Origin of the sequence: Marinobacterium iners DSM 11526 (assembly GCF_900107855.1) — a bacterium.
Classification (GTDB): domain Bacteria; phylum Pseudomonadota; class Gammaproteobacteria; order Pseudomonadales; family Balneatricaceae; genus Marinobacterium; species Marinobacterium iners.
Genome location: NZ_FNRJ01000001.1, coordinates 578,556 through 597,640 on the forward strand (window position 1 = coordinate 578,556; position 19,085 = coordinate 597,640).

Annotated in this window: 22 protein-coding genes; 2 read left to right on the forward strand and 20 right to left on the reverse strand. The window is 57.3% G+C overall.

Annotated features, from left to right (window positions below; genetic code table 11):
* Positions 1-12 precede the first annotated feature (12 nt).
* The 18 genes from BLV48_RS02775 to ffh all read right to left on the reverse strand — a co-directional run bounded on the left by BLV48_RS02775 (position 13) and on the right by ffh (position 15,962).
* Positions 13-636, reverse strand: coding sequence for a YqiA/YcfP family alpha/beta fold hydrolase (locus tag BLV48_RS02775; protein WP_091822685.1), 624 nt, complete (start codon positions 634-636; stop codon positions 13-15).
* Positions 633-1,409, reverse strand: coding sequence for a metallophosphoesterase (locus BLV48_RS02780; protein ID WP_175527551.1), 777 nt, complete (start codon positions 1,407-1,409; stop codon positions 633-635). Before BLV48_RS02780 ends, BLV48_RS02775 begins: the two co-directional genes overlap by 4 nt.
* On the reverse strand, positions 1,406-1,846 hold the full coding sequence (locus tag BLV48_RS02785) for a DUF1249 domain-containing protein (protein WP_091822689.1): 441 nt from the start codon (positions 1,844-1,846) through the stop codon (positions 1,406-1,408). The genes BLV48_RS02780 and BLV48_RS02785 overlap by 4 nt, the downstream gene beginning before the upstream one ends.
* Positions 1,836-2,468, reverse strand: coding sequence for an NUDIX domain-containing protein (locus tag BLV48_RS02790; RefSeq protein WP_091822692.1), 633 nt, complete (start codon positions 2,466-2,468; stop codon positions 1,836-1,838). Before BLV48_RS02790 ends, BLV48_RS02785 begins: the two co-directional genes overlap by 11 nt.
* A 76-nt stretch (positions 2,469-2,544) precedes the next feature.
* On the reverse strand, positions 2,545-3,417 hold the full coding sequence (locus BLV48_RS02795; RefSeq protein ID WP_091822695.1) for an EAL domain-containing protein: 873 nt from the start codon (positions 3,415-3,417) through the stop codon (positions 2,545-2,547).
* Between the two features lie 89 nt (positions 3,418-3,506).
* The gene (gene nfo / locus BLV48_RS02800; RefSeq protein ID WP_091822698.1) at positions 3,507-4,358 is read right to left on the reverse strand and encodes a deoxyribonuclease IV; all 852 of its coding nucleotides are present in this window, start codon (positions 4,356-4,358) and stop codon (positions 3,507-3,509) included.
* Between the two features lie 9 nt (positions 4,359-4,367).
* Positions 4,368-4,547: a hypothetical protein gene (locus BLV48_RS02805; protein WP_091822701.1), complete on the reverse strand. Its 180-nt coding sequence runs from the start codon at positions 4,545-4,547 to the stop codon at positions 4,368-4,370.
* Between the two features lie 27 nt (positions 4,548-4,574).
* Entirely contained in the window at positions 4,575-6,302 is a 1,728-nt protein-coding gene (gene recJ / locus BLV48_RS02810) for a single-stranded-DNA-specific exonuclease RecJ (RefSeq protein WP_091822704.1), read from the reverse strand.
* 106 nt (positions 6,303-6,408) lie between these two features.
* Positions 6,409-7,803, reverse strand: a complete 1,395-nt coding sequence (gene thrC / locus BLV48_RS02815) for a threonine synthase (RefSeq protein WP_091822707.1) — start codon at positions 7,801-7,803, stop codon at positions 6,409-6,411.
* Between the two features lie 10 nt (positions 7,804-7,813).
* A complete protein-coding gene (locus BLV48_RS02820) occupies positions 7,814-9,115 on the reverse strand; it encodes a homoserine dehydrogenase (RefSeq protein ID WP_091822709.1) in 1,302 nt (433 codons plus the stop codon).
* A gap of 131 nt (positions 9,116-9,246) precedes the next feature.
* The gene (locus BLV48_RS02825; protein WP_091822712.1) at positions 9,247-9,981 is read right to left on the reverse strand and encodes a DsbC family protein; all 735 of its coding nucleotides are present in this window, start codon (positions 9,979-9,981) and stop codon (positions 9,247-9,249) included.
* A 59-nt stretch (positions 9,982-10,040) separates the two neighbouring features.
* Positions 10,041-10,970: a site-specific tyrosine recombinase XerD gene (gene xerD / locus BLV48_RS02830; protein WP_091822715.1), complete on the reverse strand. Its 930-nt coding sequence runs from the start codon at positions 10,968-10,970 to the stop codon at positions 10,041-10,043.
* Positions 10,967-12,337, reverse strand: a complete 1,371-nt coding sequence (locus tag BLV48_RS02835; RefSeq protein WP_091822718.1) for a hypothetical protein — start codon at positions 12,335-12,337, stop codon at positions 10,967-10,969. Before BLV48_RS02835 ends, xerD begins: the two co-directional genes overlap by 4 nt.
* Positions 12,338-12,475: 138 nt before the next feature.
* A complete protein-coding gene (gene rplS, locus BLV48_RS02840; protein ID WP_091822721.1) occupies positions 12,476-12,832 on the reverse strand; it encodes a 50S ribosomal protein L19 in 357 nt (118 codons plus the stop codon).
* Positions 12,833-12,841: 9 nt separating this feature from the next.
* Positions 12,842-13,600, reverse strand: coding sequence for a tRNA (guanosine(37)-N1)-methyltransferase TrmD (gene trmD, locus BLV48_RS02845; RefSeq protein ID WP_091822724.1), 759 nt, complete (start codon positions 13,598-13,600; stop codon positions 12,842-12,844).
* 3 nt (positions 13,601-13,603) lie between these two features.
* Positions 13,604-14,143 carry a ribosome maturation factor RimM gene (rimM, locus tag BLV48_RS02850; protein WP_091822727.1) on the reverse strand — a complete coding sequence of 180 codons (540 nt, stop codon included), beginning with the start codon at positions 14,141-14,143 and terminating at the stop codon, positions 13,604-13,606.
* 15 nt (positions 14,144-14,158) lie between these two features.
* Complete coding sequence (gene rpsP, locus BLV48_RS02855) at positions 14,159-14,410, reverse strand: 30S ribosomal protein S16 (protein WP_091822730.1); 252 nt, start codon at positions 14,408-14,410, stop codon at positions 14,159-14,161.
* Between the two features lie 169 nt (positions 14,411-14,579).
* Positions 14,580-15,962, reverse strand: coding sequence for a signal recognition particle protein (gene ffh, locus BLV48_RS02860; RefSeq protein ID WP_091822733.1), 1,383 nt, complete (start codon positions 15,960-15,962; stop codon positions 14,580-14,582).
* Between the two features lie 155 nt (positions 15,963-16,117).
* On the opposite strand from ffh, the gene BLV48_RS02865 reads away from it, so the two are divergent.
* Together BLV48_RS02865 and BLV48_RS02870 are read left to right on the forward strand one after the other, a co-directional pair.
* Positions 16,118-16,915 carry a cytochrome C assembly family protein gene (locus BLV48_RS02865; protein ID WP_091822736.1) on the forward strand — a complete coding sequence of 266 codons (798 nt, stop codon included), beginning with the start codon at positions 16,118-16,120 and terminating at the stop codon, positions 16,913-16,915.
* Positions 16,916-16,988: 73 nt separating this feature from the next.
* Complete coding sequence (locus BLV48_RS02870; RefSeq protein WP_091822739.1) at positions 16,989-18,263, forward strand: HlyC/CorC family transporter; 1,275 nt, start codon at positions 16,989-16,991, stop codon at positions 18,261-18,263.
* Between the two features lie 12 nt (positions 18,264-18,275).
* On the opposite strand, the gene BLV48_RS02875 is transcribed toward BLV48_RS02870, so the two are convergent.
* Complete coding sequence (locus BLV48_RS02875; RefSeq protein ID WP_091822743.1) at positions 18,276-18,467, reverse strand: DUF1289 domain-containing protein; 192 nt, start codon at positions 18,465-18,467, stop codon at positions 18,276-18,278.
* Positions 18,460-19,068, reverse strand: a complete 609-nt coding sequence (locus BLV48_RS02880; protein WP_091822746.1) for an NUDIX hydrolase — start codon at positions 19,066-19,068, stop codon at positions 18,460-18,462. The genes BLV48_RS02875 and BLV48_RS02880 overlap by 8 nt, the downstream gene beginning before the upstream one ends.
* Positions 19,069-19,085 lie beyond the last annotated feature (17 nt).

A 19,085-nucleotide genomic window follows, 5' to 3' on the forward strand; every position in this document is an offset into this window, starting at 1 on the left:
GGGTGTTCCTGTTCAGGGGGCCGCAATCGGCAGCGCAACAGGCACGGGCAGTTCAACTCTGCCCTCGGCAAATGCCTGTACGGCCGGAATCAGCGCCTCAAAATGTTCAAATCCATGACTGCCGCCCGGCTGCACAAACTGCGCACAAGCGGCATATTTATCCACAGCTTCGCGGTAATCCAGTGTTTCATCACCACTTTGTACCAGCAACAGGTAGCGCGACGGGTCCTGCAACTGCGGGCAATCCAACACCAGCAGCTGCTCCAGATGACGCTCTGTCAGTTGATACTGTTCGCGGGTATAGAGGTTCGTGTTTTGTCCCAGCCACTCTTCCAGCAGCCGATACGGATAGACTGCAGGGTTGACCAGCACCGCTCGCAGCGCCGGATTGTGCTCCACCAGCCAGGTACTGTAATAACCGCCCAGTGAGCTGCCGATCAGCGTGACCGGCCCATTGGCCGCTGCAATCTCGGCTTCCAGCTGCTCAATCGCCTCGGCCGGCCAGTGCGACAGGGCTGGCACTCTCAGCTGAGCTGCGTGTCCCTGCCGCTCAAATGCTGCCTGCAGGCAGCGGGCCTTCCAGGACTGGGGCGAGCTGTTGAAGCCATGCACGTATATAAAAACCGGCGCGTTCATGAGGTTAACTCGTGTGGCAGCTGCAACGAATGGGCATCCACTTGACCGTCAGGATGGAGCCTGTACCAGCGCGCGCCCGGAGTGGCACGCGACGGATCTGTTTCCAGCTCGAACTGTTCACAGCCGGCACGAAACTGTACCACGGTCGAAGGCGCCGACCAGAGTGGACGTCCGGCAAAGCTCAGCAGCTGCAGTTGATGCAGGTGGCCACAGATCACACCACGTACATGAGGAGCGGCATCAACCAGATCAGCCAGCGCCGTCGAATTTCCTAGACGGATCGCATCCTGCCACACACTGCCGGTGGGGGTCGGATTGTGATGCAGTACCAGCAGTGTGGGTCGTTGCGGTGCCTGTGCCAACTGCCGTTGCAGCCAGTCCAGCTCGGACCGGCTCAGACTACCGCTGCCGCGGCCATCAGGTTCCGAGGTGCTGTCGAGCAACAGCAGGGTCCAGTTTCCGCTGTGGATAACTTTATGTCCCAGTTTTCCCGTGTGGTCAGCCAGCTGCATCGCGGCTGTTACATCGTGATTGCCGGGGATCCAGTGCACACAGAGGCTCAGTGGCGCCACAATTTGCAGCAGACGCTCATAGGCATCCGGTCCGCCATGGTGTACCAGATCACCGGTCAGCAGCAGATGGTCGAAGGGGGCAAACTCGGACTGCAGCCACTGTACCAGCCGGATCAGGCACTGATCTGCATCACGACCACGAAACAGCTCACCGGCCATCGGCGGCAGATGACAGTCACTCAGCTGCAACAGCCGAGTCATTCGGCAAACACCTCTTCCAGTAACTGGCCGTGAGCCAGACAGTGGCTGAGCCATTCGTGCAGATAGGTATTGAGCTGTGCCTTTTCATCCGGTTGGTGCATCTGCCGGTTGGGGTAGGGATATACCCCGGACAGCTGCCTCCGACGCATGCAGATCACTTCCGCAATGCGGGCATCGTGGTAGAGCCTCACCACCAGACGCGGGGCATCAAGCCATTCGGATACATTTTCGTACTGATGCGACACCAGTACGGTAGTGGTATAGGTAAAGCGCTCTTCCACCTGCAGCCGTACCAGCGCACGGTGTCCATCATGCACCAGCTGAAACTCGCGTTTGTCGCAGTAATCCAGGTCCGGCAACAGCTTGAGCAAGCGCATGTAGTTGCCCTCGCCCACGGCCTGCTGACGTTTCAGGTTGGGGACATACTTACGCTTCATGACCCACTCCCGACCCTTTCAAACGGTCATGGTTGAGCTGCAGCCACTGCAGCGCAATAATTGCGGCCGCATTGTTGACCACCCGCTGCTGCACCAGCGCAAAGGCTTCAATGGCCGGAATCACATGCACCTTGATGTCTTCACCCTCTTCATCAAGACCGAATACGCCGCCCGATTCGGGAGCATCCACCAATGCGCAGAAAAGCTCGATCCACTCATCGCAGCCACCGGGACTGGGCAGATAACCTGTGATCGGGATCAACTCACCCAGTTCGATGCCAGATTCTTCGATACTTTCACGCCGGGCCACATCTTCCGGCGACTCTCCCGGCTCAACGATGCCGGCCACCAGTTCCAGCAGCCAGGGGGCATCCGTTTTGGTCAGTGCACCGGCACGGAACTGTTCCACCAGAACAACTGCATCACGGGCCGGGTCGTACAGCAGTACACAGACCGCATCACCACGGTCCAGCAGCTCTCGCTGAATACGTACCCGTCCACCCTCAAAACGAGGGTGACTGAGCGTCAACCGATGCAGGCGAAAGAATCCCTGATACAGCGGCTCATCCTGCTCCAGACGGACATCGGTCAGATTGAATGCGGGTTGCCAGACAGGGGCCATTACTCCACCTCAGCTCGCGTTGTTGGGATACGCGACTATACCACCGGCAGACAGCAGACCCCAGCCCTGCCGGGATTCAACCGCGAAGGCGCAGCTTCGGTTGACGCATGCGCTGGAAAAGTTGCAGCGCGGCCTGTCCCGAACGCACATGCAGCGGACGTCGGATCTGATCCGGTCGCAGCAGCGGCTGTGGGCATGTAGAAGGCATGCCCAACAGGAACCCTTGACCCAGGCCTATCCCCATCTGCTGCAGAGCGCGCATCTCTTCATAGCGCTCAATGCCTTCCGCCAGTATTTGGCAGCGCAGATTGCGCCCGATCCGGCCAATTGACTGCACGAACTCACGCTTGACCGGGTCACGATCCAGGTCACTGATGAAATGTTTGTCGATTTTGACGAACTCTGGCTGCAACTCGGACCAGAGGCGCAGACCGGAGTAGCCGGCTCCAAGATCATCAATCGCAATCTGAAAGCCCATGCTGCGGTAGTGTTCCACCGCCGCCCGCGTCAACCCCTGATGGTCGAACGGATGCTGCTCGGACAGCTCGATTACGATCGATTCCAGCGGAATATCCAGCTGATGCAACAAGTCGGCAGTAAAACCATGCTGGTGGTCCGGTGAGCTAAGCAGGGACGCGGTTACGTTCAAAAACAAAAGCCCACCCGGCTTCAATTCAGCAAAGCGGGCCAGCGAGCACTTGCGACAGAGCAGCTCCAGCTGCAGTTGATGGTCATGACGGATAGCGGCCTGAAACAGGCGTGAAGGTGCATACAGTGTGCTGCCGCGGGGGCCACGAATAAGTGCTTCATGACCAATCGCCGTCCCACTGCGCAGGTCCATGATCTGCTGGAATACGGGCTCCAGCAATTCCAGACGCAGAATTTGCTCAAGCTCGGCCCGTTCTGCCGCCAGCAGCGTGGCGGATGGTAAGGGTGGCGGTGTGGACATTGGGCTCCCCGGTCGATCGTAATGATAGCCGGGCAAGCCTATTGCATCTTGATGACACTTGAATGACAGTCTGGATCGCTGCTTCAGACTCAGGACTGGGCAGCAGCCAGTGCTCTCAGCTGCTGAATTTCATCCTCCCAGATTTCCGGCTCGATGGTTTCCAGTACCAGCGGTATACCCTCGAAACGACTGTCACGCATGATGTATTCAAACGGCGCCCAGCCGATCTCCCCCTGCCCCAGACTGTGGTGGCGGTCGATGCGGCTCTCCAGCGTCCCCTTGGAATCGTTCAAGTGCATGCCGCGCAGGTATTCAAAACCGACGATACGTTCGAACTCGGCAAAGGTCTGCTCGCAGGCTTCTGGGGTTCTCAGGTCATACCCGGCAGCGAAGGTGTGACAGGTATCGAGGCAAACACCCACACGGAACTTGTCCTCAACCTGGTCAATGATCGCCGCCAGCTGCTCGAAGCGAAAGCCCAGGTTGGAGCCCTGCCCGGCGGTGTTCTCGATAACCGCTACAACATTCTCGGTCTTGGCCAGCGCCAGGTTGATCGACTCAGCAATGGTCGCCAGACAAGTTGTCTCATCGACTTTTCTGAGATGACTGCCGGGATGGAAGTTCAGCAGTCTCAGCCCCAGCTGCTCACAGCGCTGCATTTCGTCCAGAAAGGCTGCACGGGATTTTTCCAGAGGCTCGGCTTCCGGGTGGCCGAGATTGATCAGATAGCTGTCGTGGGGCAGGATCTGGTCGGCACTGAACCCCAGCCGCTCACAGTTGGCTTTGAACACCTTGATGCTTTTGCTTGTCAGCGGTTTTGCATCCCAGCGGCGCTGGTTCTTGGTGAACAGGGCAAAGGCGTTGGCACCGATTTTGGCCGCATTCAGCGGCGCATTTTCCACCCCGCCGGCTGCGCTGACATGGGCTCCGATGTAGTACATGCTGTCCCCTTACAGTTTGCAGGCGCCGCCAAGGCAGTCGTCAAAGTCCATCGACGCCAGTTCTTCCTTTTCGGCATGCTGCGTCTTGATGCGGCTGAGCAGATCGGCTTCGACGGCATCCTGACTGGCACCGGCGCGGTTGAATACATTCAGCAGGGCAGTCAGTTCTTCCAGAGTCAGTTCGTGCATGGGAGTATCTCCAGTGTGTAAATGGCATTAACAGGGCTGCAGCTGATCCACCATCAGCTGCAGGGTACGCTGACCACGAAACTCGTTCACGTCCAGCCGATATACCAGACGCAGTTTCTGTACCGACTCATTGGGCCAGCGCAGGGTGTCTACATTGAAGGCGATCGCATCCAGTGCCTGAACACCACCTTCGGGCATCACCACCAGTTTGAGGTGACGCTGACCGACGATACGCTGCTGCAGCAGATGGAAGCGGCCCTCAAACAGCGGCTCGGGGAAATGGTGCCCCCAGGGGCCGGCGTTGCGCAGAGCCTCGGCCAGCTCCATGCTGAAGGCGCTTTCCGGCAACTCGCCATCGGTCAGAATGCGCTGGGTCAGATCCTCGGCGTCCAGCTGACGCCTGACCTCGGCATCAAAGGCGTCGCGGAAGGCATCCAGCTGATCTTCCGCTATGGTGAGCCCTGCGGCCATGGCGTGGCCACCGAATTTCTTCAATAGCCCCGGATGCTTGGCTGCCACGGCATCGAGCCCGTCACGGATGTGGAAGCCGTTGATGGAACGGGCCGAGCCCTTGACCTCGCCGGCATCACCGGGGGCAAAGGCGATCACCGGGCGATGAACCCGTTCCTTGATGCGGGAGGCCAGAATGCCGATTACGCCCTGATGCCAGCTCTGATCATACAGGCACAGACCAAAGGGCAGCGCCTGATCATTCAGGCTCAGCTGACCCAGCAACTCCAGTGCTTGCTGCTGCATCTCCTGTTCGATGCCACGCCGCTCACGGTTGAGATCATCCAGCGACCGGGCCATTTCCAGTGCCCGCTCGTAATCATCCTCCAGCAGACACTCGATACCGATCGACATGTCTTCCAGCCGCCCCGCCGCGTTCAGTCGCGGGGCGATGGCAAAGCCCAGATCACCGGCCACCAGTCGTTCACGGTTGCGCCCGGACACTTCGATCAGCGCCAAAAGCCCGGGGCGTGCCTGTCCGGCACGGATACGCTGCAACCCCTGCCAGACCAGCGCCCGGTTGTTGCGCTCCAGCGGTACCACATCCGCTACGGTGCCCAGTGCCACCAGATCCAGCAGGCTGGCCAAATTGGGCGCCTGTGCCTTGAACCATCCGCGTTCATGCAGGGCACGACGCAGCGCGATCAGCACATAGAAAATCACCCCCACTCCACAGGTGGACTTGGCAATGAATTCACAGCCGGGCTGATTGGGATTGACGATGGCACTGGCCTCAGGCAGCTCATTACCCGCCAGATGGTGGTCGGTTACGATCACATCGATGCCAAGGGCGTTGGCCCGAGCCACACCCTCAATGCTCGAAATGCCGTTATCCACCGTAATCAGCAGGCCTGGCTTGTGCACTGCCGCCACATCGACAATTTCGGGGCTCAGGCCGTAGCCATATTCAAACCTGTTGGGCACCAGATAATCGACTTCAGCAGCGCCCAGCATGCGTAACCCCAGCATTGCCACCGCAGTGCTGGTAGCCCCGTCGCAGTCGAAGTCACCCACAATCACGATTGACTGGCGCTGCTCCAGCGCCTGCACCAATCGTTCCACTGCCGCGGCCATACCTTTCATGCGGTTGTCCGGCAGCAGTTCCTGCAAGCGACGGCCCAGCTGTTCAGGATCCTCAATGCCACGCGCGGCATACACGCGCGCCAGCACCGGATGCAGAGCCTTCAGGCCCGGGTGGCTAGGGTCAACCTGCAGGGGACGCTGTTGAATCACCGGTTCAGTCATAGTGCCATATCAACCTCTGTGACATGCGGGAAGTGCACAAACAAAAAGGCCCGCCGTCAATGCAGCGGGCCCCGTGCCTGGCCCGAGCGGACCAGGTATGGCAGGCTCAGCCGCGGTGGGCGTTATCAGCAATATACTGCTGAACCACGGACAGATCGTTAGCCAGCACTTCAAAGCGCTCGTCACGCTCGAACAGATCGGCCATATGGGCCGGCAGCTGAGGCGATTCCAGACCCGCTTTGACGACCGGTTCCGGGAACTTAACCGGATGTGCAGTCGCCAAGGTGATCATCGGCACCGACTTGTCACGCCAGCATTCGCGAGCAGCCTTGACGCCAATCGCGGTATGCGGATCGAGCAGGTAGCCAGTTTCGGCATGCACATCGCGGATCACGTCACAGGTAGTGGCGTCATCAATGGCGTGGCTGTCGAACAGTGCACGCACCTTCTCCCAACGCGCCGGATCCAGCTGCACGGATTCCTTCTTGAAACGTGCCATCAGATCGGCAATTTCGGCACCGTCACGGCCATAGACATCAAACAGCAGGCGCTCGAAGTTGGAGCTGACCATAATATCCATGGAGGGTGACAGGGTGTGCACCAGTTCGCCTTTGGACATGTCATTACCGCTGATCACGCGGTGCAGGATGTCGTTGCGGTTGGTGGCGACCACCAGCTGCTCGATTGGCAGTCCCATCTGCTTGGCCAGATAACCGGCAAAGATATCACCGAAGTTGCCGGTGGGCACCGAGAAGGAGACCGGACGGTGCGGGCCGCCAACAGCCAGTGAAGCCGAGAAATAGTAGACGATCTGGGCCATGATGCGGGCCCAGTTGATCGAGTTAACAGCACCCAACTTGAGGCCATTGAGGAAGCCCTGATCGGCAAAGCTATCCTTCACCATCTCCTGACAGTCATCAAAGTTGCCTTCCAGCGCGATGTTGAACACGTTGTCGGCCTTGATGGTGGTCATTTGACGGCGCTGCACTTCCGATACACGGTTATATGGATGCAGGATAAAGATATCCAGATGTTTCGAGTGACGGCAGCCTTCGATGGCGGCAGAACCGGTATCACCGGAGGTGGCGCCCATGATGACCAGACGCTCGCCGCGCTCGGCCAGCACATGGTCCATCAAGCGGCCCAGCAGCTGCAGGGCGAAGTCCTTGAATGCCAGAGTCGGACCATGAAACAGCTCCAGCACCCACTCATTGGTGCCCAGCTCTTTCAGTGGTGCCACGGCACTGTGGTTGAAACCGGCATAGGTCTCGTCGATCATCCGCTTCAGATCGGCACCCGTGATGCAGTCATCCACAAACGGCTTGATCACCTTGAAGGCCAGTTCGGCATAGGACAAACCGGCCCAGGAGGCGATCTCGTCACGGCTGAAAGTCGGCAGGGTTTCCGGCACATACAGGCCGCCGTCACTGGCAAGACCTGCCAGCAGCACATCCGCAAATTTCAGTTTCGGCGCCTGGCCGCGGGTAGAAATGTAATTCATTGCTCGTTCCTCAATCAGCCAGCAGCTCAACACGGATGCGGATGATCTCACCGAGGATATCCGGCAACGCTTCGATCTCGCGAATCGCCTCATTCATCATCCGTTCTTCCACCCGCTGGGTCAGCATGATCACCGGCACCTGTGCTTCAGTGGTCTGTTTCTGGATGATCGCTTCGATATTGATCCCCTTCTCACCCAGAATACGGGTTACATGGGCCAACACGCCGGGGCGCTCCACGGCCTGCAGACGCAGGTAGTAGGCACTGGTAGTTTCCTCCACCGGAAGAATGGGCGCATCGGACAGCTCGGAGGGCTGGAACGCCAAGTGTGGCACGCGGTTGTCACGGTCAGCGGTCAGGGTACGCACAACATCGACGATATCGGCTACAACCGCAGATGCGGTCGCTTCCGCGCCAGCACCCGGACCATAGTAAAGGGTCTGGCCGACTGCATCGCCGTCCACCAGAATCGCGTTCATGACACCGTTCACATTGGCCAGCAGCACATCACGCGGAATCAGCGTCGGGTGGACACGCAGTTCTATGCCCTTGTCGGTGCGACGGGTAATACCCAAATGCTTGACACGATAGCCAAGCTCTTCGGCGTATTGCACATCCTGAGGGGTGATTTTGCTGATGCCTTCGGTAAAGGCCTTGTTGAACTGCAACGGCACACCAAACGCCAGTGATGACAGAATCGTGAGCTTGTGCGCTGCATCGATCCCTTCGACATCGAAGGTAGGATCGGCTTCAGCATAACCCAGCGCCTGTGCTTCCTGCAGCACGTCAGCAAAGGCCCGACCCTTTTCACGCATCTCGGTCATGATGTAGTTGCCGGTGCCGTTAATAATGCCCGCCAGCCAGTTGATCTGGTTAGCGGCCAGCCCTTCACGAATCGCCTTGATGATCGGAATACCGCCGGCAACGGATGCTTCGAACGCCACCATCACGTTCTGTTCCTGCGCGGCTTCAAATATCTCGTTACCGTGCACCGCAATCAGTGCCTTGTTGGCTGTCACGACATGTTTGCCGTTCTCGATGGCGGTCATCACCAGCTCGCGTGCCGTTTCATAGCCACCGATCAATTCAACCACGATGTCGATCTCGGGGTTGGTGGCCACTTCAAACACATCAGTAGTCAGCTGCATGCCAGAGGTGTCACAGGCTGGATTCTCGCTGCGTGTACCGATCTGCTCAATGATGATTTTCCGACCGGCACGCCGGGAAATCTCCTCAGCATTTCGAATCAATACATTGAATGTACCGCCACCAACGGTACCCAGACCACAGATCCCTACTTTTACAGGTTTCAAGCCAACACCTCACAGATTGTTCGGTCAGATCAGACAGCCGCCAGCTGGCGGTTAAAAAATGGGCTCCATTATAGCGAAAAGGCGGGCCATGCACTATGCACGCCCGCCTCGGTATGCCCGGTTTGACCCAATCAGTTCAGTTCCAGCATCTGCTGCAGACGTGCGGCAGGCACATAGCCGGGCAGCAGTGTGCCATCTTCCAGTACCAGAGCAGGAGTGCCCGTGACACCAACTTTCTGGCCCAGTTCATACTGTGCCTGCACCGGGTTGTCGCACTCCTGCTGGCTGATTGAATCACCGGCCTTGACTTCATCCATGCGCTCACGACGCTCCTGTTCGTTGCCACACCAGATCGATTCCATTCGGGAGAAAGTCTTGGACTGGGGGCCGCCACGTGGGAAGGCAAGATAGTTCACCTGCACCCCCATGCGATTCAGTGCCGGCACCTCGTCATGGAGCTTGCGGCAGTAAGGGCAATCTACATCCGTGAATACGTTGACAGTCGCCTTGATCTCACCTGCCGGCCTGTAGACCACCATATCGGCCTCTTCAACGCCCTGCATTGCAAGTTGACGGGCTTCGTTGCGTTTCTGTTCAGTCAGATTGACCAGCCCCTGCTCTGTATCCACCCGATACAGCTGCCCTGCCAAAAGGTGCGTGCCCTCACCGTCGGCGTACAGGGTTTCACCGCTGCTCAGCACCACCTCATACAGCCCGGCCATGGGTGCTGGCTCCACGCTTTGCACCTTAAGCCGACTGTCCACACTGTTGAGCTGCTGACGGATTTTTTCGGCAGCTTCATCAGCTGCCCAGACCGAGCCCGTGAGTACCAGCATCAGGGCGGAAGTCAGTGTTGTTGATCGCATGTAAACCTCTATTTTCAGGTGAACCGTTTCAGGTAGAACACGAATTCGTTAATTGGTTCCTATCCACGTGGATGATGTGTCTGGTGCAGCTGCTGCAGGCGATGGCTGGCCACATGGGTATAGATTTGGGTTGTGGACAGATCACTATGGCCCAGCAGCATCTGTACAACGCGCAAATCTGCGCCATGATTGAGCAGGTGGGTAGCAAAGGCATGGCGCAGCACATGTGGTGAAAGCGGTTTGTCGATCCCGCTTTCAATGGCATAGCGGCGCACCCGGTACCAGAAGGTTTGTCGGGTCATGGCCTGACCGCGACGACTGACAAACAGGGTTTCTTCCCGCGGGTTGTCGGTCAACAGCGGTCGAGCCTGGTCCAGATAACGCCCCACCCAGTGAAGCGCTTCATCACCGACCGGTACCAGCCGCTCCTTGTCACCCTTGCCAACCACTCGAATAACGCCAAGCCGACTGTTGATCTGCTCCAGCTGCAGTGATATCAACTCGGTCACACGCAGGCCGGTCGCATACAGCAGTTCCAGCATGGTTCGATCCCTGAGACCCAGCGGCTCACTCACATCCGGAGCAGCCAGTAGAGATTCCACATCCTGTTCGGTCAGGGTTTTGGGCAATGGCCGCCCCATACGCGGATTGTCCAGATTCAGTGTCGGATCCTCGACAATGCGCGCCTCGCGCAACTGGTAACGGTAGAACCCACGTAAACAGGAAAGCAGGCGAGAGGTTGAACTGCTGCGCAGCTGCTGTTGCAGGCGCCAGTTCAGATACTGCTGCAAACTGTTTCGACCCGCCTGCAGCAGGTGCTCACCACGGCTGCTCAACCAGTGCGCATACTGGCGCAGATCGCGCCGATATGAGGCGATCGAGTTATCACTCAACCCCTTTTCCAGCCACAGACTGTCGAGCCACAGATCAATCTGTTGTTCATCCTCTGCGGCAACGGTTACTGCGGTACAACGACGATCTGCACTCAACGCCAGACCTCAGCCTGCTGAATGCGGTCGTTTTCCAGAGGGTACTCGGCGACACCCTGCTTCAATCTCTGTATGACTCTGACACCCTGCCCGTCAGCATGTACCAGCTGACCTTCCACATCGTTGCCGAAGTAGGTGAAAATGCGTACAGGAGAGCCCAGATAGGCTGGCAGTTCTGCCAATGGCGTTGGCTGATATCGTTTTATCACCGGCCGTTTCCGCACCCGTTGTCCTGGAGCTGAACCAGACGCTGCTGCCTGCAGGGCCTCTACGCCGCCCGATAATTCCGCTTCAGCCTCCGCGACGGCTGCGTCTTCTTCAGGCTCAGCACCAGACTCGATACGACCGGGGTTATCGGCCATAGCCAGCCCCGTCATCAATTCAGGCCAGTTGATGCCATCAAGCGCCAGCGGCTTACCATTGATGCTGAACTGCAGATTGAGTGACTGCAACACCGTCATCGGATCCTGCATCATCAGTTCGGCAGCACCAACACCACCCACCGGACGCAGACTTAAAGCCATGTCAGCGTCTGGCTGCTGCAGGTCAAAATAGGCCGTCAACAGGCTGTCGGGCAGTTCAACCCCACTGGCATTCAGCCATTGAACGAAAAGCTGCCGGTGCTGCTGCCGATACTCGTCAGGTTTTATACCCGACTCAGCAGCGCAAAAACGATCACGCCGCTGATTATAGCCTTGATCCGCATAGCTGAACGAGAGTGTTTCAAGGCGCGCATTGCCGCTGGCCATCATCGGATTCTGCAACTGGCTTGGATCAGCACTAATGGCCATTTCCATGCGCGTTTCAGCCAGGTCTTGTATATCCACGAACAGGTCAAGATGCACCTTGCGCGCCTGGTTGTCGCCTCGATAGTCCAGGTTGATATCCATCAGCATTTCGCTGAATCCCATCCGTTTCATGGTATTGATATCAAACTGACGTACATTGCCACACCCCAATGCATTAGGGCTGACATAGAGCGGATTGGATTCAAGCATCAGGTCGGACTGCTGCTGAGCCATACGGAACAGCTCCGAGTCCAGCCCCTGTCTCATCCGCTTCAAACTGACGTTAAGCTGTTCGGGCGGAGCATCACCACCAAAGAGAAAGAAAAGAGGGTTACCTGCACGGATACGCACTGCATCGATACTGACAGGTGCATGCATCTGACGGGGCGATATCACCAGATTATTGACGCCAACAGTGCCATCCGGGTGAGCATAGACGGACCCATAGCTAACTTCAGCAAAAGGTGCCATCTGCTGCGACAATTCATCGGCTTTGCTTTTGACCTGATACCAATAGAAGCCATACGAGGCCGCTGCGATCAGTATCAGAACCACCACTCCCGTTCCCAGCTTGCGCATGGCGACACTCCTGCACCCATTCAGTTTCCGTTCAGAGAAGAATTCTAGGACCTGACCATACAAATGGCGAGCATCCAGATCAACAAAAAAGGCAGCCACAATGGCTGCCTTTTTCTGGATCGTTGGGTGAGGCGTACCTCAGCCCAGCTTTTCCTTGATGCGTGCAGACTTGCCGCTACGCTCACGCAGGTAGTACAGCTTGGCCTGACGTACGTCACCGCGACGCTTCACTTCGATCTGTTCAACAGTCGGGCTGAAGGTCTGGAAAGTACGCTCAACGCCCACACCGTGGGAGATCTTGCGCACGGTGAAAGCGGAGTTCAGGCCGCGGTTACGCTTGCCCAGCACTACACCTTCAAACGCCTGCAGACGGCTACGAGTGCCTTCTACTACGCGTACCTGTACCACTACGGTATCACCCGGTGCAAATGCCGGGATCTCTTTGCTCATCTGTTCAGCTTCAATCTGCTGAATAATCAGGCTCTTGTTGCTCATCGCTCGCTCCTAAGTATTTCTACCGCTGGCCTCCTGGGCCTCGCGGACATATTCGCTTAACAACGTCTGCTGCTCGGGGTTCAGATCAATCTTTTGCAGCAGATCCGGACGCCGTTCCCAGGTCCTTCCCAGCTGCTGCTTCAGTCGCCAGCGCCGAATCTCGGCATGGTTGCCGCTGAGCAACACTGCGGGCACCTGCTGCCCCGCCAGTTCTTCGGGCCGGGTGTAGTGGGGACAGTCAAGCAGACCCTCAAAGAAGGAATCCTCGGTTGCAGAGTCCTGATGACCGAGTACACCCGGTATCATTCTTGCCACTGCATCCACCATCACCATGGCCGGCAGCTCGCCGCCACTGAGGACAAAGTCGCCCAGTGACCACTCTTCGTCAATTTCGCTCTGCAACAGACGCTCATCAATGCCTTCATAGCGTCCGGCCACCAGAATCAACTTTTCCGCTGCTGCCAGCTCACACACACCCGCCTGATCAAGGCGGCGCCCCTGGGGTGACAGATAGATCACCCGAGCGCCCTCACCGGCGGTTTCTTTTGCAGCCAGAATCGCATCACGCAACGGCTGCACTTTCATCAGCATGCCAGGGCCACCGCCATACGGGCGATCATCCACTGTGCGATGCCGATCATGGGTGAAGTCGCGGGGATTCCAGCACTCCACCTGCAGCAGGCCGTTACGAACCGCCCGTCCGGTGATGCCATAGCGGGTAACCGCCTCGAACATCTCCGGGAACAGGCTGACGATCCCGAACCACATCACTCAGAAATCCGGATCCCAATCGACCCGCATCAATCCTGAATCAAGATCAACCTCTTTCACCACCTGATCAGGCAGCCAGGGAATCAAGCGCTGTTCGCGATCAATACTCTCGGCCGTACCCTTCACCACCAGCACGTCATTCGCACCGGTTTCCATCAGGTGACTCACCCGTCCCAGCAATACGCCGGATTCGGTGTAAACCAACAGGTTTTCCAGCTGGCTCCAGTAATACTCACCGGCCTCCAGATCAGGCAACTCAGTCTGGGGCACCATAATCTCGCGCCCATGCCAGAGCTTTGCCTCTTCCGGAGTATTCACACCGGCCAATTTGGCGATCAGGCCTTTCCCATGGCGTTTGCCAGCTTCCAGCCTGACAGGCACTTTCTGCCCGCCTGACTCAACCAGCCATGAGTTGTAGTTCAGTATGTTTTCCATGGGCTCGGTATAGGAATGAATCTTGATCCAGCCCTTGATCCCATAAGGTGCAGTGAAGCGTCCCAGTACAACCAGGCCTTCCTGTTTTTCACTATTTACTGACACGGCCCGAATCCGACCTTACTCTGCTGCCTTGCGTGCTTCTTTGAGCAGCTGAGCAACACGCTCAGAAGCCTGAGCACCCTTGCCAACCCAGTACTCAACACGTTCCAGGTTAACGCGCAGACGCTCTTCCTGACCACGTGCAACCGGGTTGAAGAAACCGACCCGCTCGATAAAGCGGCCATCACGCGCATTGCGCGAATCGGCTACAGTGATGTGATAAAACGGACGCTTTTTAGCGCCACCACGAGACAAACGAATAGTGACCATGCGCTGGACCCCTTTATTTCGCTGGATGGGTTTTAGGATCGCCCATCATTCTTGTTTCTTCGCTTCCCCGGCCAAACTGCCCAGATAAACGAAGGCCAAACTAAACAGGGCGGTGATTTTACGTGAAACCACCGCCCGTTGAAAGCAAAAAGATCAGTTTTTAATCAGCTCAGAAGCGCGGAAAGCCGCCGCCTCCGCCCATGCCTGGGGGCATCATGCCTTTCATGCCACGTGCCAGCTTGGCCATCCCAGACTTGGAACCGAATTTTTTCATCATTTTCGCCATCTGCTTGTGCTGTTTAAGCAGACGGTTCACATCCTGAACCTGTGTGCCTGAACCCTGGGCGATACGACGCTTGCGTGACCCCGACACAATATCAGGATGACGACGCTCATGCGGTGTCATGGAGTTAATGATAGAAACCATCTGCAACACACCCTTTTCGGCCTGTGCAGCCTGCGCAGCCTGTGCCATCTGCCCCATGCCCGGCAGCTTTTCCAGCATCGACATCATGCCGCCCATGCTCTGCATCTGCTGGATCTGCTCCTTGAAGTCCTCAAGATCAAAGCCCTTGCCCTTGGTGATCTTCTTGGCAAATTTTTCGGCCTTTTCCTTGTCGATCTTGTGCTCGGCTTCCTCGATCAGCGACAGTACGTCACCCATGCCGAGAATGCGTGAGGCAACACGATCCGGGTGAAACGGCTCAAGCGCATCGGTCTTTTCGCCAATCCCCAGGAACTTGATCGGCTTGCCGGTGACATGACGCACAGACAGAGCGGCACCACCACGGGCATCACCATCGGTTTTGGTGAGAATCACACCGGTCAGCGGCAACACTTCATTGAAAGAACGCGCTGTATTGGCCGCGTCCTGACCTGTCATCGAGTCCACGACAAACAGAGTTTCGACCGGATTAACGGCGGCATGCAGACGCTTGATCTCCTGCATCATGTCTTCATCGACATGGAGACGACCCGCAGTATCGAGAATCAGAACATCGAACGCCTTGACGCGAGCGTGCTGAATCGCCTGTTCAGCAATAAAGATTGGATCCTGGTCAGCACTGGAGGGGAAGAACTCGACACCCACTTCACCGGCCAGTGTTTCCAGCTGACGAATCGCAGCCGGACGGTATACGTCTGCAGACACCACCAGCACTTTCTTTTTCTTGCGTTCCTTGAGAAAGCGCGCCAACTTGGCCACCGAGGTGGTTTTACCCGCACCTTGCAGACCCGCCATCATCAGCACAGCTGGAGGCGTTGCCGCAAGATCCAGTTCCGCGTTGGCTTCACCCATGACGCGGACCAGTTCCTCATTAACGATCTTGACGAAGACCTGCCCAGGACTCAGGCTCTTGCTGACTTCCTGACCTACAGCGCGTTCCTTCACGCTGTTGATGAAATCTTTCACCACAGGCAGGGCGACATCCGCCTCGAGCAATGCCATGCGCACTTCACGCAACGTGCCCTTGATGTTGTCTTCAGTCAGCTTTGCCTGACCGGTTACACTGCGCAGTGTCTGTGTAAGCCGTTCTGTCAGATTATCAAACATCGCATACCTCTATCTGCCGGCGACCGCACTCCCGGCAGCCACCTTTTTAAAACGCTTTGGCGACATATTATACAGGACCCCCCGCCCAGGCGGCACCTTATATTTCCTCCTCTGCGCATTTGTGCCACACTTGGCGGTCTTTAGGGAGGATATGGATGCTGATCACCACGACACTCGTTGCTGTACTCTGCTATGCGATTGCCACGGTACTGCAGTGTCGTCGGCTGTCGTCCACGGCCCATGAACAGCTCCGCACCCCCATTCGCATCCTGGGCCTTGCCGGTTTTCTGCTGCAGGGCTATGCCGTGTATCTGGAGTTGCACCACCCGAATGGCATCGACCTCAGTTTCTTCCCGGTCGGCTCTCTCATCGCCTGGGTCGTGGCAGGACTGGTACTTATCAGCAGCCTCAGACACCGGCTCGATAACCTGTTCGTAGGTGTGTTTCCTCTGGCCGCCATCACGGCACTGCTGACAGCAGTCACACCCGAAGCCAATATACACAAACCTTACGCCGGCGGTTTGCTGGCGCACATCCTGCTGTCACTGCTGGCCTATAGCCTTTTCACCATCGCTACCGTACAGGCCCTGATGCTGTCGCGTCAGGAACGCGCCCTGAAGCAACACCATACCCGCGGATTGGTTGCTTCGCTGCCACCGCTGCAAATCATGGAGCGCTTACTGTTTGAGAGCCTCTGGGCCGGTTTCCTGCTGCTGACCGCCGCCCTGATCAGCGGCTTCCTGTTTGTTGACAACCTGTTTGCCCAGCACTTGGTCCACAAGACTCTGTTTTCGCTGATCGCCTGGAGTGTATATGCCCTTCTGCTGGCGGGGCGACACTTCCTGGGCTGGCGCAGCCAAACTGCTGTACGCTGGACGCTGGGTGGCTTCGTATTGCTGATGTTGGGCTTTTTTGGCTCCAAACTGGTATTGGAGATGCTACTCAAGATGTAGCCCGCTCGCTTGACAGCCCCTGTGGCTGACCAGAAAATGAACGCCCAAATCCGCAAACAAAGGTTCCTGTCCCTTGGACGACGCGTCGATAAGCACACTTACTGCCATTCTGGTTCTGCTGATCTTCTGTTCAGCATTTTTCTCCAGCTCCGAGACCGGGATGATGTCCCTCAACCGCTACCGACTGCGCCATTTGGTCAAGAGCGGTCATCGCGGAGCACGCAGGGCCAATAGTCTGCTGGAACGACCGGACCGGCTGATTGGCCTGATTCTAATCGGCAACAACTTCGTCAACATTCTCGCTTCCGCCATTGCCACCGTGATTGCCGTCCGCCTCTGGGGGGACGCCGGCATTGCCATCGCCACCGCTGGACTGACGCTGGTGATACTCATTTTCGCTGAAGTATCACCCAAAACCATGGCCGCTCTGCACCCGGAAAGAATCGCTTTTCCCGCCTCCTATATTCTGAAGCCGCTGCTGAAGCTGGCTTACCCGCTGGTTTGGGTCATTAACGGGATTACCAATGGTTTCCTGCGTCTATTTGGCGTCAACGTCAATGATGCCGGCAACGAACACCTGAGTACCGAGGAGCTGCGGACCATCGTGCACGAAGCCGGTTCCCTGCTGCCCCACCGCAACCAGTCAATGCTGCTGGGCGTGCTGGAGCTGAACGAAGTGACCGTCAACGACATCATGATTCCGCGCAACGAAGTGGAAGGAATCGACCTGGATCTGGAGATGGATCAGATTCTGGAGCTGTTGTCCAAAACCGGGCACACGCGTCTTCCGGTTTATCGCGGCGACATCAACAACATTGTCGGCATCCTGCACATGCGCAATCTCGCCCAGCTTATTCAGCAGGGCAATCTGACCAAGCCGGCCATCATGCAGGTTGTGCATGAAGCCTACTTTGTTCCAGAAAGCACACCCCTCCAGACTCAGCTGCTCAACTTCCAGCGCCACAGCCGCCGCATCGGTGTCGTGGTGGACGAATACGGGGATGTTGAAGGGATCGTGACACTGGAAGATATTCTGGAAGAGATCGTGGGAGAGATGTCCAATGACCATGATGACCTGAACCAGGAGATACACCCACAGGAAGACGGCAGCTTTTTTATCGATGGCAGCGCCTACATCCGTGAAGTCAACAAGGCTCTACACTGGAGCCTGCCGACCGACGGCCCCAAGACACTGAATGGCTTGATCACGGAAATTCTGGAGTCGATTCCGGACGCCAACGTCTGCCTGGAGGTATCTGGCTATCGAATGGAAACCCTGCAGATCTGTGACAACTTGGTCAAAACCGTGCGCATTACCAAGACAGCCAAGGCCCTGGAAAGCTTCTAAACTCTGGCGAGATCACAGCATCTCGCCCTGTTCCCGCTGCCGAATCAGCGCCCAGACCGCCCGCTTCTCGTCATTATTCATGCTCCCCCAGCGGCTGATCTCCTCGCCGCTGCGGTGGCAGGCAATGCAAATATCACCCTCACCCAGTGCGCACACACTGACACAGGGGCTCGGCACCGGTTTTTCATCGGCATATTTATTCATGCTCGGTCTCGCGGTGTTCGGGGCGGGGCCGCATCGGAATGTCGGCATCAAAGCCCACATTAAGCAGCTCCGCCAGAATATAGGCTGTCAGCCCCCATATCACCTCACCCTGCCAGTGCCAAGCGGGTACGTAGCGCACTTTGCCGGCAAAGTCGATCTGATCAAGGCGTCGGTTGGCCGGGTCAAGCAGATAGCTGAGTGGTACCCGATGGATGCTGTCAATCTCGCCGGGATTGGGTTCCAGCGGCAGGCACGATGGAATCACTCCCACCCAGGGGGTCACCTGCAACAGATGTTTCGAGACAACTTGCCCCAGTGAGCCGATCACTTCAACCTGTCCCAGCGGCAGGGCAATTTCTTCTTCAGCCTCGCGCAGCGCGGTTGCCAGCAAATCAGGGTCTTCAGGATCTCGCTTGCCACCAGGAAACGCCATCTCTCCACTGTGAGTAGAAAGGTAGGGCGAACGCAGGGTTACAATCACTTCCGGGTCGGCGCTATCCGTGAGCGCCAGCAGCACTCCGGCTTCACGCCCAGCCGTACGCAGCCGCCAGGGGCGATGTCGTTGCAAGCGATGACGCAGTTGGTGAAGCGGGTCAGACATGAAACGATCCATTTGTG